The organism is Bacillus sp. IS1 (assembly GCF_032461585.1).
GTDB classification, from domain to species: Bacteria; Bacillota; Bacilli; order Bacillales; family Bacillaceae; genus Bacillus; species Bacillus velezensis.
Genome location: NZ_JAWCWR010000004.1, coordinates 240,182 through 254,299 on the forward strand (window position 1 = coordinate 240,182; position 14,118 = coordinate 254,299).

The following is a 14,118-nucleotide window of genomic DNA, read 5'->3' on the forward strand; positions in this document are numbered from 1 at the left end:
AAGGCGTTCATATGACCGGTATTCATCAAGATACGGCAATCGGTTATGTCAAATTGACCATTAAAAATATGGAACGCTCGCTCGGCTTTTACCGGAATGTAATCGGCCTTCAAGTCATCTCGCAGACAGATCGTTCAGCAAGACTGTCAGCAGACGGAAAACGCGTCCTGCTGGTGCTTGAAGAAAATCCAAGCGCCGTCGTTCTGCCGGAGCGGTCTGTCACCGGCCTGTACCATTTCGCGATCCTTCTGCCTGACCGGAAAGAACTCGGCATCGCATTGGCCAGGCTGATTGAAAACGGCATCGCGCTCGGTCAGGGGGATCACGCGGTCAGTGAGGCTCTTTACCTGTCTGATCCGGACGGCAACGGTATTGAAATATACGCCGATCGTCCCCGCAGCACGTGGCGCCGGGATGCAGAGGGCAATTATGTCATGCAAACGGCGCCCGTCGATGTGGACGGGCTTTTGGAAGAAGCCGGAGCTGAACGGAAAAGCCGTCTCCCAGAAGGAACTGTTATCGGCCACATCCATCTTCATGTGACGGACTTACAGGAAGCCAAAGCGTTTTACACCGATATTCTCGGTTTTGACATTGTCGGCAATTACGCGGGCATGTCCGCTCTGTTTGTTTCGGCGGGAGGGTATCATCATCACATCGGTCTGAATATATGGGCCGGAAAACATGCGCCGCCGAAACCGGGAAATGCAAGCGGGCTGGATTATTACACCATCGCGCTGCCGCATCAAAAAGAGCTGTCACGTGTGACAAAAGCGCTGACCGATGCCGGCTTTGAGATCGAAGAAAAAGAAGAGGGCGTATTCGTCAAAGACCCTGTATCAGGGGCGGATATCGCATTTACACTGTAAGAAACAACCCTTGCCGTCTAACCGGCAAGGGTTTTTATTTTTCTGAAGTTTTCTTGAAAAGGCTCGGTAAAGAAGAACATCTGTGACTGAAGAGAGCGAACATCTCAGTGAGGCGCAAAAATGACGCGTAGAGCCCGCCATCGCCGGCCCGAGCTCAGGGCATCCGCTGGATTGAAAACTGTATCCGTTCAGCAGATCAGGGTGCTGTATGGGCAGACTTTGAATAGAAAAAGGGAAAAGCCGCATCCGGACACAAGATGCGGCTTTTCACACAATTTACAATTGTGTGAAAAATGTCCAAAACAATTGTGCTTCCTGATTCTTCCTGATATGATAAGCCGAAAAAGGAGAACCTGAACAAATGAACTCAAATGCAGCACAGACGGAACAGTCTATGAAGCATAACGGAAACCGGATGACGGTCAAGGACTTTATCATTCTTGCCAAACCGGGGATTATCATCTCAAATTCACTCGCCGCATTGGGCGGATTTTGGATCGCATGGCTTCAGTCGGAAAGGACGGGCGGAGGGCCCGGTATATTTGCCGCCATGGCGGTTGCTATGATCGGAACGGCGTTAGTCATGGCATCAAGCACTGTTTTTAATAACTTCTTTGACCGCGGCATGGACGCAAAAATGGCGCGAACCCGCACCCGCGCAAGCGTCACGGGGAGAATACCGCCGCCGGTCATGATCCTGTACGGCACATGCCTCGGCGCATGCGGATTCATCATGCTTGCTTCGCTTAATGTACTGACCGCCGTTCTTGGGCTGCTTGCATTTTTGCTGTATGCCGTCGTTTATACGCTTTGGTTTAAAAGACAATCCGTCTGGAGCACATTTGTCGGCAGCTTTCCGGGGGCGGCTCCGCCTTTAATCGGTTATTGCGCGCTGACCGGGTACATTGATATGCCCGCGATTTTGTTATACGCGATTATGTTTTTGTGGCAGCCGCCGCATTTCTGGGCGATCGGAATCAGGCGAAAGGAAGAGTATCGTGCCGCCGGCATTCCGCTTTTGCCGATTATAAAAGGCAATCGCGTCACAAAAATAAAAATGCTGCGCTATATCGCCGTTCTGACTGCGGTTTCGCTGCTCGTTCCTCTTTATATAGACGTCAGCCCGTTTTATACCGCGTCCGCTCTCCTGCTCGGAGCCATCTGGCTGTACCGGAGCATCAAAGGCTTTCAGGCGGCGGATGACACGCAATGGTCGAAGGGGATGTTTTTTTATTCGATTGTGTATTTCAGTCTGCTTTTTCTTATTTTAATGGCTGATTCGTTTATCAATGCGGTTCTCAGAACGTAAACAGGCCCTGCAGATACAGAGCCGCCCCGTTTTGTTTATGCTTTTTTGATGAGAGCCAAAATATCTTCAAGCCAGGAAATATAATTCCGTTCCCGCTCAAGCGCTTTTGTCAGCACGAGATAATGGCCGAAATCAGGAGAAGAAAAAGAATCCGCCTCCGCGGACGATGTCATCAGTTCTTGATAACTGTTTTCCAGATCGGACAATTTCTCCTTCCGCTTTACGAGCTGGTCGGTGAATAGCTCATCCGCTTCTTCCTGCGTCAAAGCTGAGATGAAATAAGCCTTCAGCATAAATTCATCCTTCACCGTTTCCGGAATCGGGTCTTTTTTCGTCAGCCAGGCAGCAAGCTCCAGCTCTCCCTTGCCAGTCAGCGTGTACATTTTTTTCTCAAGCTTTGTTCCTTGAATCGCAGTGCGAAACGTAATAAATCCCTCAGCCGTCAGTTTTTTTAATTCCGGATAAATCTGGCTGTGCTTTGCGCTCCAAAACTGGCCGAGCTCTTCCTTAAAATAGCTCGATATATCATATCCGCTCAATTCGCCTTTTCGCAAAAGCCCTAAAATCGCGTACTTTAAAATTCTCATGTTGTCCTCCAAGCCCATTCATTTGACAGCTAGTATACCATACCGCCGCTCAAAAACGCAGAAGTGCCGGATGCTTGTCATTGAATCTGCGGCGGCAAAATCAGCGAAAATATGCAGAAAGGGGTTATCGAAACGGCAGCGGAACCGGAAAAAGCCTTTCTCATGTCTTTGCCTCATTCATATGACATCATGATATAATCATTGTAAAAATTAATAAATATTGGGAGGGACATATGAAGACGGTGATTGTGTATGCAAACCCGGATGAGAACAGTTTCAATGCGGCTCTCGTAAAATACGTCGTCATGGCTTTAAAGGACAGCGGCCAAAGCTATACGGTCATTGACTTATACGCCGACCAATTTGATCCCGTGCTGAAGTACGGCGGCGAAAAAAAGCGCTCTGACATGAACCGGGACGCTGAAACGAAGAAATACCGGAAACTGATGAAAGAAGCGGATCATCTCATTTTCATCTACCCGCTGTGGTGGGGAGGCGTTCCGGCGATTATGAAAGGCTTTTTTGACAGAGTGCTTGTCGCCGGAGAAGCCTACACATATGAAAACGGCCGCGTAAAAGGACTGCTCCGGGCAGAGACGGCACAGGTCTTTTATACGGCGGACTCCCCGGGCTGGTACTTAAAGTGGTTCCGGAAAAACTCGGACTGGATTACGCTGAAAAAAGGCATTCTGCAATTTTGCGGCATTCAAAAAGCCGAGCGGAACCTTTTTTCTGTCGTCAAAACGAGCACACCCGAGCTGCGGGAAAAATGGCTGCGCCAAGCATACGCCAAAGTCCGGCGCGCTTGTGAAAAAGGAGCGGCCGTATGCAGATAAAAGAAATTTTCGTGATTCGCTGCCTGTCCTGTTTAAGTGTCGTTCTGCTTCACGTTGTTTCAATGGTGCTGATGATTCAGGAAGAGTCCTTAGCCAGTGCCGCCCATACGGTTGATGCTTTTCGGACCCTGTTGATGTTCAGCACGCCGGCGTTTATCTTTATTTCGGAATTTCTGCTTGCCAGGTCATACCCGGGAGGCGTTCCCGCTGGTTTTTTAAAGAAAAGGGGCAAAGTCATTTTCGTGCCGTTTCTGTTTATTGCCGCGGTGGATGCCATTTTAATGAAAAGCGTGGCGGAAGAAGGAGCCGGATTCGTTTCAGTGATCGGTAAATTTTTAGAAAATGTGTTTTTAGGAAACTTCATCGGCTACTTCATTCTTGTGATCTTTCAATTTTACATTCTCCATATGCTGCTGCACCGCTGGCTGAACAACACATCTCCCGTGTGGGTGCTGTCTGTTTCGTTTATCATCAACGCCGTCTATCTGGCTTACTTTTCCATCTTTCATCCGCCGGCATCATCGGGGCTTGATTCTATTTTTCCGTTCTTTTGGGTTCCGTTTCCGGGCTGGGTGTTTTATTTCTGTCTGGCATTTTATTGCGGAAAGGAATATCCGCGTTTTTTAGCGCTCATCAATCAGTACCGTTATGCGGTTTACTTCAGTGCGGCCGTATCGGCAATATTGATTGTGGCCGTTTCATATATCAGCGGCGGCTCCATTTCCTCTAAGCGTCCGGATATTATGATTTACGCGGTCAGTATGATCTTTCTGTGTTTTCATCTGTTTTCAAAGCTCAAAAAAGTGCCCGCGATTGTGATGATGATCAGCAACTATTCGTTTTCAATCTATCTGCTGCACTCCTACTTTTTAATCAGCGGATATCTTCTGGAAGGCTATTTGCGGTCGATGCCTTTGCCGGCTGCCATCCTTCTTTTATTTTTGATCTGCACGCTCGGTCCCATTTTCGTATCTTGGGTGTGCAACCATTTCAGATACGGATACCTGTTTGTCGGGAAAGTGTATCAGCCGAAGCAGACCAAAAGAAATACGGCGGCGCATCATGGCCGCACAGTCTGAAAAAAAGGCGGCGTTTCGGCCGCCTTTTTGATACGGGTCCGATTTATCAGGCACGAGGACGGATAGTTGTACATCCTGCAAACACAGACCCCCGCCTGCGGCCGTTTTGACGGATGCATTTATGACAAAATAACGCCATCGATTTTCTCCCTTGTGAAGACCGATATAATGTATACTTATAGGAAATACTTTCAAAAAAAGTGAAAAAGAGAAAAACTGTGAGCTTGGATGAACGACTAAAAAGGAGCGGGGACATTATGAATGACTGTGTCAAAACATTCGGAGAACTTCCGGCCGAACTTTATTCCTTTGCGGGGGGAAAAGGAAGCATTCTCTCTAAAATGTATCAAAGCGGGTATCCTGTGCCTGAAGGGTTTGTGATTTTGCCGTCAGCCTTTCAGGACGGACAGCTCCGCCATCAGGCGAGAGAGGCTATTGATCAATATGTGAATTCCATCCGCAGCCGCCATGCATCTGCGTTGTTTGCCGTACGCTCATCCGCGCTGAGCGAGGATTCCGCTCAGGCTTCCTTTGCCGGAGAATTCGATACGGTGTTGAATGTCAAAACAGATCAAGACATGTCCAGGGCGATTGATGAAGTCCGCCGGTCGGCACAGTCAGAAAGAGTAAAGGTGTACAGCGCCGTTCAGGGAATGGAAGATGAGCATGAAATCGCAATCGTCATCCAGCTGATGATACCGTCTGAGATATCCGGAGTGCTGTTTACCGCAGATCCGATTACGGGGAGCAGGCGGGAGATGACAGGCAATTACGTCTACGGTCTCGGGGAGCAGCTCGTTTCCGGGGAAGCTGATGCCTATTCTTTTAAACTGGCACGGCCCAAGAAAAAATATGACGGCCCCGGGGAATTTCGCAAATATGCGTCAAAGCTCTATAAACTGGCGAAAAAGCTGGAAAAAGACCTTGGAGGGCCGCAGGATATTGAATGGGCCGCCGCGGGCGGGACATTGTATATTCTTCAATCCCGCCCGATTACGACCTTACAAGCCGGAAATCTGGAAACCTATGAATGGAATGATTCTTTCAGCGGTGATTTTTTATGGACAAACACAAATATAGGAGAAGCGATTCCCGATGTGATGACGCCGCTGACATGGTCGCTCCTCCGGAATCTGGATGAAGAGTCGGGCATCATTCCGGGTTATTATGTCTGGTCCGGCAATATTTGCGGCAGAGCCTATAACAATATGAGCCAGCCTCTTTCCGTTCTCGCCGCTTTCGGTCTGAATCCGAAAGGCGGAAAAATAGGAAAAATGATGAGCGATACATTGGGAGAAATCCCGGCGGAAATGAAGATGCCTTTATATCCGTTCTCAAAGTATGAACTTTTGAAGATCATCTCGAAAAAACTGAAACCGTATCTGTCGAAAATGAAGCACGCGAAAAAAAACATGTCCTCCTATTTGGACGAATCGCCGGAGTGGTGCCGGAATATTGAGGAAAAGCTGAAACGTGCCGAAACGGAGCGGGCATTATTAGCGATATGGAACAATGAGATCTATCCGTATTTATGCAACGCGTGGTTTGCGTTAATATCCGGCGGGCGTGATTCTGCGCAATCCTCTTCGTCATTAACCTCTCAATTAACAAAACTCGCAGGAATAGAAGATGCGAATCTCCTGCTTTCCAATCTGAGGGGAAAAGGCGGACTGGCCAGCCTGGAGCCGATTATCGGCATTGATCAAGTCATAAAAGGCCGTATGAGCGAGGAAGAATATCTCAGGAACCAAGGCCACCGAGGCCCGCATGAATACGAACTTTCCATACCGCATCCGGGAGAAAACCGGGATTGGCTGACGAAGCAGATCAAAGAACACAAGGAGTCGGGTATTGATGCCGAACAACTGCTTTTGAAACAGCAGCGGGCGCATGAACAGGCCTTCCGAAGATTTGAAGAAAAGTTTCCTCATAAGGTCAAATGGCTCAAAGCCAAAATGGAAAAAGCGTCAGAATACGCGAATATTAGAGAAACAACCAGATCCGAATTTGTCAGGGTGTACCGGACAGCCAGAGCATTCGCGCTCAGAGCGGCGGAAATGACCGGCATGAAGGACGACATTTTCTTCTTGTATCTGCATGAAATAACCGATCTGCTCGCGGGGAAAGAGCCGGCGGTTGCGTCGATTCAAGCGAGAAAGCAAAACTATGAAACCTATAAAAAACTGCCGCCGTTCCCATCCGTTATTAACGGAAGATTCAATCCGTTTAAATGGGCTGAGGAGCCTGACAGAAGAGCGGATTATTACGATGCTTTTATGCCTGCGGAAACTGATGATGCGCATACTTTAAAAGGTTTCGCGGGAGCGGCCGGGAGAGTGGAGGGCATTGTCCGTGTCCTTGATGCTCCGGAAGACGGGGATTCTTTTGCGGCGGGGGAAATTTTAGTGACTTCGACAACCAATGTAGGCTGGACCCCGCTTTTTCCGAGAGCGGCTGCCATCATAACGGACGTCGGCGCCCCTTTGTCCCACGCGGCGATCGTCGCCCGGGAACTTGGGATTCCTGCTGTTGTAGGGTGCGGAAATGCAACGTCAAAACTGAAAACGGGGGACAGGGTGGCCGTTGACGGCGGGCAAGGCATCGTCCAGCTGGAACCGCGGCAGACTCCGGCCACTTCTGAAGAGGAAAATGGTAAACTGATAGAATAAAATCATGAGAAAGGAGCCGCGCATGAATAAAGCAGTTATTAACGGGGAGCAAATCAGAAGTATGAGCGACCTGCATCAGACATTGAAAAAGGAACTTGCCCTTCCTGAATACTACGGTGAAAACCTTGACGCTTTATGGGACTGTCTGACCGGGTGGGTGGAGTACCCGCTTGTTTTGGAATGGAGACAGTTTGAACAAAGCAAGCAGCTTACAGAAAATGGCGCCGAGAGTGTGCTTCAGGTCTTTCGTGAAGCGAAAGCGGAAGGCTGCGACATCACCATCATACTTTCATAATACGATCAGCGGGAGAGAGACAAAAATGGAAAAACAAACCCTCAGCTATCCGATTGGAGAGTATCAGCCGGCTGAATCGATTTCGGCCGGACAGAAACAAGAATGGATCAATGCGCTGGAACACGCTCCGGCCAAACTGAAACAAGCTGTCAGAGCGATGTCGGACAGTCAGCTTGATACGCCGTACCGCGAAGGGGGATGGACTGTCCGCCAAGTGGTTCACCATCTGGCGGACAGCCACATGAACGGCTATACCCGGTTTAAATTGAGCTTAACAGAGAATGAACCGGAAATCCGCCCTTATGATGAAAAAGGCTGGGCTGATCTTCATGATTCCAAAACCGCCGCTTGCGGGGATGCGCTTGAGCTGTTAACGATCCTGCACAGAAGATGGGCCGCTCTTTTGCGCTCCATGACGGAAGCCCAATTCAAACGGACATACTTCCATCCTGTGTCTAAAGAGACGGTTACGCTGGAACAGGCGCTCGGACTATATGTCTGGCACTCTGAACATCACATCGCCCATATTACTGAGCTTTCCCGGCGGATGGGCTGGCATCTGTCTTAGAGGATGCCGGCTTCCGGAAAAACGCCAAAACAGCCGCAGACACAATCGTGCATAATGAAATGACGGCGGCTGCCGTATAAAGATGGTGGTAGCCGCTGGAAATGCCCGCTTCAATCGCATCAGAAACCGCTTTTTTGACGGCGGGAACGGGGATTCGGCTTACCTGCTCCTGCAACGAAGAAAGTCCGCCGCCGATATCGGGCGTTTGCGCCTGATCAGCGGGAATGCCGCTTTTCGCTAAACGGTTTTTGATGTCATCTCCGATCCGGTCAAAGCCCGCTGTAATGAAGCCGGCATATAAAGCCGGAGCGAGCGTCAGCCCGACCTGCCTTACGAGTGACAGCGTGCCTAGCGCTGTTCCTTTGTTTTGGCCCGCCGTTTCTGATACAAGCACATTCAGCGGAGCCCCGAGCAGAAATCCGAAACCGATCCCCGCAATGACACTCGCTGTGACAAATTCCCATTTATCCGTCACCCATAACGGAAACAGGCTGAAGCCTGCAAATGCGATGGCGCCTGATACAACCGCGGAAAAGACCGGCCCTTTTTTATCCGTGATCGCCCCGCCGAGCCACGCTCCGATGCCTGACGCCAACGCGAGCGGCGTCATCCAATAACCCGCTTTCTCCGCCGATACGTGCAAATATTGCTCCGCATAAGAAGGAATAAAAATGACCGCAGCGAGCAGCCCTCCCGATAAAAATCCGATGACGAGCGTCCATTGAAACACTTTATTTTGCAGCAGCGAGTAGGCGAGAATCGGATCGCCCCCTCGGTTTTCAACCCGCTTTTCGACCTTAAGCAGCACCAGAAAGAGAAGTGCCGATCCTAAAAGATACCCGTACACCTTTACGTCCATTATGCTTTCTGACAGCTTCGCCCCATCGAGATTCGTGATACCGATCATGCAAGATAAGATCGCAAGAGACAGCAGCATTGTGCCGGCGAGGTCAAGCCGTTTCGCCTCAGGCTCTTTCGTTTCAGCGATAAACAAACCGCCGCACACAACCAAAGCGGCGGCAATCGGCAGGTTAATTAAGAACAGCCAATGCCACGACCCGGTTACATCAAGCAAAAAGCTCCCGATATTCGGTCCGAGGACGGCCGCCATACCGTTCATCGCCCCTAAAAGCCCGAGAGCTTTCCCCTGTTTCTCCTTCGGAAGCACGGCCAGCACATGCGAACTCCCGATTATAAAAATTCCGCCGCCGCCAAGCGCCTGAATGAGCCGTGCCGCCAAAAACATCGGGAAGCTCTGACTGAGTGCGACAAGCAAAGAGCCGAGTCCGAACAGCCCGACTTCAATCATAAACAGCTTTTTCCGCCCGTATCGGTCCGACAGCTTGCCGACAATCGGCACACTGACACTGAGTCCCAATGTGTAAAGGGTCACTCCCCACGATCCCCATGAAGGAGAAACATCAAAAGAGCTGTTAATCGTCGTCAGAGCAGCGGAAATAATTCCGTTGTCCAGCGCCGCCATGAACACACCGATCGTAAAGAGAGTGATGGCCCAGCTCTGGTTTTTTTCTGTTTGCAAAGGCTCCGGCATACTGATCAATCCTTCCGTTTTTAATTCACTTCAAATATATTATTCACTTTGAGTGAATTAAATGTCAAACAAAAAAAGGCCGCCGATACCGGCAGGCCTTTTTCATCTCTATCCCTGTTTGGAAGAATCAAGCGCTCTTGCCAAAATGGCAAGCCCTTGATTGACCGTTTGTTTTTCTTCAGCGGTCAGCGTTTCCAATGAACGCTTCAATTTTACATGTCCTTTTTGATAAAGGCTGCGGAAAATATCTTTCGCGTTTTCCGTTAATTGAACGACGACTGAACGGCGGTCTTCTTCTGACGGAGCGCGTGTAATGAAACATGATTTTTCTAAACGGTCAAGGAGCCCCGTCGTATTTGAAAGGGAAGCGCCCATTTTCTCCGCTATGTCACTTACCTTAAGCGTCCCGTGGTTGTTCAGAAGCATCAGCACCTTCATTTGCGGCATGCTCATATCAAGCTTCATCCACTCCGACACATCGCCGAGCCCCGCCGATGTCATCACTTTCATGTACAGCACCCAAATATCCCGTTCCTCAGGAGAAAAAATATCGCCGCCTAATACCGTTGTATCATGCAGATTATAATCCATCGTCTCACTTCCTCATTCATACTCCTGCATACCATATTACTGATTTTAATCAGAGAAAGAAAGTTGCAGGCGAGTTTTGTTTGAATGTGAGGTGGTAGTGTATAATATGTTGGAGATTATTGGGGGAATTATAATAAATAAGCTATTTTATGATGATTGGAGAGAACATTGCTGACTAAAAAGAATGCCTTATCGATATTAAAAGTATTATTTCCTATTGCAGTTTTGCTTTTAGTCATTTATCAGTCCAAAAAGGAATTGACAGACCTTTCTTTTAAACGAACGCTGTACATTATTAACGGGATTGAGCGTTACGATTTATTTATTCTCGTTCTGCTCGGCCTCCTTGCCGTCAGCGCGATGTCCTTTTATGACTTTGTGCTGAAACGGACGCTTCGCCTCAACATTCCGAATTGGAAAGTATTCAGGGTCTCCTTTATCGCCAATTCCTTTAACAATGTCCTTGGATTCGGCGGTCTGGCGGGCGTCGGGCTGCGGACGATGCTTTACAAAGAACATACGAATGACGTAAAACGCCTCGTCGCAGGCATCGCCTGGCTTACGTCCTCAGCGCTGCTCGGGCTGTCCGTCTTCAGTATCCTGACCATCGCCCGGGTTCTGCCGGTTGGAGAGATTACAGGTGAGAAACCGTGGCTGTGGGCTGTCATCGCCGGCGTGGCGCTTATTGTGCCGGTGGCCTTAATCGCCGCTTGGATCAACAATAAAAAAGCTGGCGCAGAAGACGGTGAAGCAAAACCGAGGCATCCGATTTTTTCTTATATCGGAGCTTCGTTTGCCGAATGGTTTGCGGCGGCCGTCGTCATGTATTATTCACTGCATGTCATGGGGATTCACGCGGATGTCCGCCATGTATTCGGTGTATTTGCCATTGCCGCCATCGGGGGAATCATCAGCCTTGTGCCGGGAGGATTCGGTTCGTTTGACCTTCTGTTTCTGCTCGGCATGCAGAATATGGGCTTTCCGCAGGAGGCGGTCGTGACATCCATCGTCATCTACCGGATTGTGTATTCATTTATCCCGTTTGTGTTCGGTCTGTTCTTTGCGGCCGGGGACTTAACGGAAAATACGCTTAAACGGCTGGAATCAAATCCGAAGATGGCGCCTGCCGTGGAAACGACGAACGTGCTTCTCGTATTCCAGCGCGCTATCTTGATCAGGGTGCTTTACGGTTCGCTGTCGCTTTTGGTTTTCGTGTCGGGAGTCGTCGTGCTTGCGTCCGTCGCCCTGCCGATCGACAGGGAGACGGTCATTCCGCACATTCCGCGCCCGGCGCTCCTTGCGTTTAACGGGTTATCGCTAAGCGCGGCTTTGATTCTATTAATTTTGCCGATTGAATTATACAAACGGACGAAACGTTCTTATTCAATGGCGGTTGCCGCGCTGGTCGGCGGCTTTGTGTTCAGTTTCTTAAAAGGAATGAACATCAGCGCGATCTTTATTCTGCCTGTCGTCATCGTATTGCTTGTGCTGTTAAAGCGGCAGTTTATCAGAGAGCAGGCATCGTATACGCTCGGCCAGATGATTTTTGCGGCCGCTCTGTTTATTATCGCCTTGTTTAACTACAATCTCATTGCCGGCTTTATTTGGGATAAAATGAATCGGCTGCTGCGCCACGACTATTTCGTCCATAACAATTCGCACATTACATATGCCACGATGACGGCCATTATTGTTGTGCCGCTGTTTTTCCTTGTGTTTACGTTCTTTTATCATAAAAGATCGAAGCCGATCGGAGAAGAGGCCGATCCTGAACGGCTGAAGTCCTTTTTGGCGGAAGAAGGCGGAAATGCCCTCAGCCATCTCGGCTTTCTCGGGGATAAGCGGTTTTATTTCTCAAGCGACGGAAAAGCGCTTTTATTGTTCAGCCAGATTTCCAGAAGGCTTGTCGTGCTCGGTGATCCGTCAGGACAGAGAGACTCTTTTCCGCTTGTGATTGAGGAATTTCTGAATGAAGCGCATAAGCAGGGGCTGAGTGTCATGTTTTATCAGATCGAACGTGAAGATCTGGCGCTGTACCATGACTTCGGCTATAACTTCTTCAAGCTTGGAGAAGAAGCGTTCGTGGATATGGAGGCATTTACGCTGTCAGGTAAGAAAAAAGCGGGGCTGCGGGCGATTAACAACAAATTTGACCGCGAAGGCTACACATTTCATGTCGGGGAACCGCCGTTTTCCTCCGAGTTTATCGCCAAGCTGAAAGACATTTCGGACGAATGGCTCGGTCCGAAAAAAGAGAAAGGTTTTTCCCTCGGTTTCTTCGACCGGGATTATCTGGAACAGGCGCCGATTGCTTACGTGAAAGACGCGGAAGGGGAGATCATTGCTTTTGCCAACCTGATGCCGATGTATCAGGAAGGCGAGATATCAGTCGACTTGATGCGTTATCGGAAAAGCGCGCCGAACGGTATTATGGACGCGCTTTTCATCCGTCTGTTTCTCTGGGCGCAGGAAAAAGGCTATACCACCTTCAATATGGGCATGGCGCCTTTGTCAAACGTAGGAACGGCTTTTACATCTTTCTGGTCGGAAAGAATCGCGGCCGTCATCTTCAACAACGTCCGGTATATGTACAGCTTCAGCGGGCTGCGGGCCTTTAAAGAAAAATACAAACCGGAGTGGCGCGGGAAATACTTGGCGTACCGCAAAAACAGATCGCTGTCCGTCACGATGATCCTCGTCACCCGCCTGATCGGAAAAACCAAAAAAAGACGCCGTTAAAAGGCGTCTTTTTTTTTTGAATAATTGACTAAAAATTCTAATTTCACTCTGTTATACTGAATAACATGATCATAAGGTGAAAGGAAGGCTGATGAATGAAACAGGCAACCGTGTTTAAATATGAAGCGTTTTCCGATATTCCGGATTTGGGAAATCCCGCGGGAATCGTCTTTAACGGAGATGATTATTCAGATGAAGAGATGCAGATGATCGCCGAAATGGCAGGGTACAATGAAACCTCATTTCTCTGTAAAAGCGGAGAAGCCGATCTGCGCATCCGCTATTTTACACCCGGCCATGAAATGAATTTATGCGGACATGCTACCGTCGCCTCTCTTTACGCATTAATTGAAAAGGGAAGGCTTCAGGCTGATCAGACATATCAAATTGAAACAAAAGCCGGCATTCTTCCCGCAAAAGCCGCTGAACGAAACGGCCGGGTATACATCACGCTCGAACAGGCTCCCCCGCAATTTCTGCCGTTTACGGGCGACAAAGAAAAGCTTGCGGCCTCGCTCGGGATTACGGCTGAGGATTTTCACAGCGGGCTGCCGATTGTTTACGGATCAACGGGGATCTGGACACTGATTGTTCCGCTGAGATCACTTAAAGCATCACGGAATATGGTGCCGGACAACGCACAATTCCCCGCTATTTTGCGCGATCTTCCGAAAGCGAGCGTTCATCCGTTTTCTCTGGAAACCGTTCATCCGGAAAGTGATCTGCACGGACGCCATTTTTCTTCCCCTTTCTCCGGTACGACCGAAGATCCCGTCACGGGAACCGCTTCAGGCGTCATGGCAGCCTATATGCGGCAATACGGAGGCTCCGAAGCCGAATGCCTCACGATTGAACAAGGCCAGGAAATCGGGAAAGACGGAAAAGTGGAAATCAGGATTACAGAAGATAACGAAAAGATGAACATCAAGATGACGGGAACGGCCGTGTATGCCGAAACAATTAATTTTCAGCTTCCGTAACGGTTTACAAAAGCCGGTCGTATCCGTTATATTATAAATGATAA

The 14,118-nt window shown here is 49.2% G+C and carries 12 protein-coding genes; 9 read left to right on the forward strand and 3 right to left on the reverse strand.

What is annotated here, in order from left to right; all coding sequences use genetic code 11:
• Nucleotides 1-11 precede the first annotated feature (11 nt).
• Nucleotides 12-869: a catechol 2,3-dioxygenase gene (gene catE / locus RUW00_RS16470; protein WP_032870709.1), complete on the forward strand. Its 858-nt coding sequence runs from the start codon at nt 12-14 to the stop codon at nt 867-869.
• A gap of 361 nt (nt 870-1,230) precedes the next feature.
• The gene (cyoE, locus tag RUW00_RS16475; protein WP_014417224.1) at nt 1,231-2,178 is read left to right on the forward strand and encodes a heme o synthase; all 948 of its coding nucleotides are present in this window, start codon (nt 1,231-1,233) and stop codon (nt 2,176-2,178) included.
• A 35-nt stretch (nt 2,179-2,213) separates the two neighbouring features.
• On the opposite strand, the gene RUW00_RS16480 is transcribed toward cyoE, so the two are convergent.
• A complete protein-coding gene (locus RUW00_RS16480; protein ID WP_014417225.1) occupies nt 2,214-2,765 on the reverse strand; it encodes a PadR family transcriptional regulator in 552 nt (183 codons plus the stop codon).
• 233 nt (nt 2,766-2,998) lie between these two features.
• Here RUW00_RS16480 and RUW00_RS16485 point away from each other — a divergent pair, with 233 nt between their 5' ends.
• From RUW00_RS16485 to bstA, 5 genes are all read left to right on the forward strand, one after another.
• Complete coding sequence (locus RUW00_RS16485) at nt 2,999-3,601, forward strand: NAD(P)H-dependent oxidoreductase (RefSeq protein WP_280144952.1); 603 nt, start codon at nt 2,999-3,001, stop codon at nt 3,599-3,601.
• Nucleotides 3,592-4,680 carry an acyltransferase family protein gene (locus tag RUW00_RS16490; RefSeq protein WP_280144953.1) on the forward strand — a complete coding sequence of 363 codons (1,089 nt, stop codon included), beginning with the start codon at nt 3,592-3,594 and terminating at the stop codon, nt 4,678-4,680. The genes RUW00_RS16485 and RUW00_RS16490 overlap by 10 nt, the downstream gene beginning before the upstream one ends.
• A 257-nt stretch (nt 4,681-4,937) precedes the next feature.
• Nucleotides 4,938-7,349: a PEP/pyruvate-binding domain-containing protein gene (locus RUW00_RS16495; protein WP_280144954.1), complete on the forward strand. Its 2,412-nt coding sequence runs from the start codon at nt 4,938-4,940 to the stop codon at nt 7,347-7,349.
• A 22-nt stretch (nt 7,350-7,371) separates the two neighbouring features.
• On the forward strand, nt 7,372-7,644 hold the full coding sequence (locus tag RUW00_RS16500; protein WP_007408543.1) for a ribonuclease inhibitor Barstar: 273 nt from the start codon (nt 7,372-7,374) through the stop codon (nt 7,642-7,644).
• 25 nt (nt 7,645-7,669) lie between these two features.
• A complete protein-coding gene (bstA, locus tag RUW00_RS16505) occupies nt 7,670-8,212 on the forward strand; it encodes a bacillithiol transferase BstA (RefSeq protein ID WP_007610139.1) in 543 nt (180 codons plus the stop codon).
• Here the strand turns inward: bstA and RUW00_RS16510 are convergent.
• On the reverse strand, nt 8,172-9,764 hold the full coding sequence (locus RUW00_RS16510; RefSeq protein ID WP_280144955.1) for an MFS transporter: 1,593 nt from the start codon (nt 9,762-9,764) through the stop codon (nt 8,172-8,174). The two genes, bstA and RUW00_RS16510, sit on opposite strands and share 41 nt — an antisense overlap.
• 108 nt (nt 9,765-9,872) lie before the next feature.
• Nucleotides 9,873-10,355, reverse strand: coding sequence for a MarR family transcriptional regulator (locus tag RUW00_RS16515; RefSeq protein ID WP_014417231.1), 483 nt, complete (start codon nt 10,353-10,355; stop codon nt 9,873-9,875).
• A gap of 168 nt (nt 10,356-10,523) precedes the next feature.
• Between RUW00_RS16515 and mprF the strand changes: the two genes are divergently transcribed.
• Entirely contained in the window at nt 10,524-13,094 is a 2,571-nt protein-coding gene (mprF, locus tag RUW00_RS16520; RefSeq protein WP_280144956.1) for a bifunctional lysylphosphatidylglycerol flippase/synthetase MprF, read from the forward strand.
• 95 nt (nt 13,095-13,189) lie between these two features.
• Nucleotides 13,190-14,074, forward strand: coding sequence for a PhzF family phenazine biosynthesis isomerase (locus RUW00_RS16525; RefSeq protein ID WP_022552781.1), 885 nt, complete (start codon nt 13,190-13,192; stop codon nt 14,072-14,074).
• Nucleotides 14,075-14,118: the final 44 nt, after the last annotated feature.

Coding starts and splice junctions, on each gene's coding strand:
- RUW00_RS16500 (WP_007408543.1), top strand. CDS start 7,372: ATGAATAAAGCAGTTATTAACGGGGAGCAAATCAGAAGTATGAGCGAC.
- RUW00_RS16525 (WP_022552781.1), top strand. CDS start 13,190: ATGAAACAGGCAACCGTGTTTAAATATGAAGCGTTTTCCGATATTCCG.
- catE (WP_032870709.1), top strand. CDS start 12: ATGACCGGTATTCATCAAGATACGGCAATCGGTTATGTCAAATTGACC.
- RUW00_RS16485 (WP_280144952.1), top strand. CDS start 2,999: ATGAAGACGGTGATTGTGTATGCAAACCCGGATGAGAACAGTTTCAAT.
- RUW00_RS16480 (WP_014417225.1), bottom strand. CDS start 2,765: ATGAGAATTTTAAAGTACGCGATTTTAGGGCTTTTGCGAAAAGGCGAA.
- RUW00_RS16490 (WP_280144953.1), top strand. CDS start 3,592: ATGCAGATAAAAGAAATTTTCGTGATTCGCTGCCTGTCCTGTTTAAGT.
- RUW00_RS16515 (WP_014417231.1), bottom strand. CDS start 10,355: ATGGATTATAATCTGCATGATACAACGGTATTAGGCGGCGATATTTTT.
- RUW00_RS16495 (WP_280144954.1), top strand. CDS start 4,938: ATGAATGACTGTGTCAAAACATTCGGAGAACTTCCGGCCGAACTTTAT.
- bstA (WP_007610139.1), top strand. CDS start 7,670: ATGGAAAAACAAACCCTCAGCTATCCGATTGGAGAGTATCAGCCGGCT.
- RUW00_RS16510 (WP_280144955.1), bottom strand. CDS start 9,764: ATGCCGGAGCCTTTGCAAACAGAAAAAAACCAGAGCTGGGCCATCACT.
- cyoE (WP_014417224.1), top strand. CDS start 1,231: ATGAACTCAAATGCAGCACAGACGGAACAGTCTATGAAGCATAACGGA.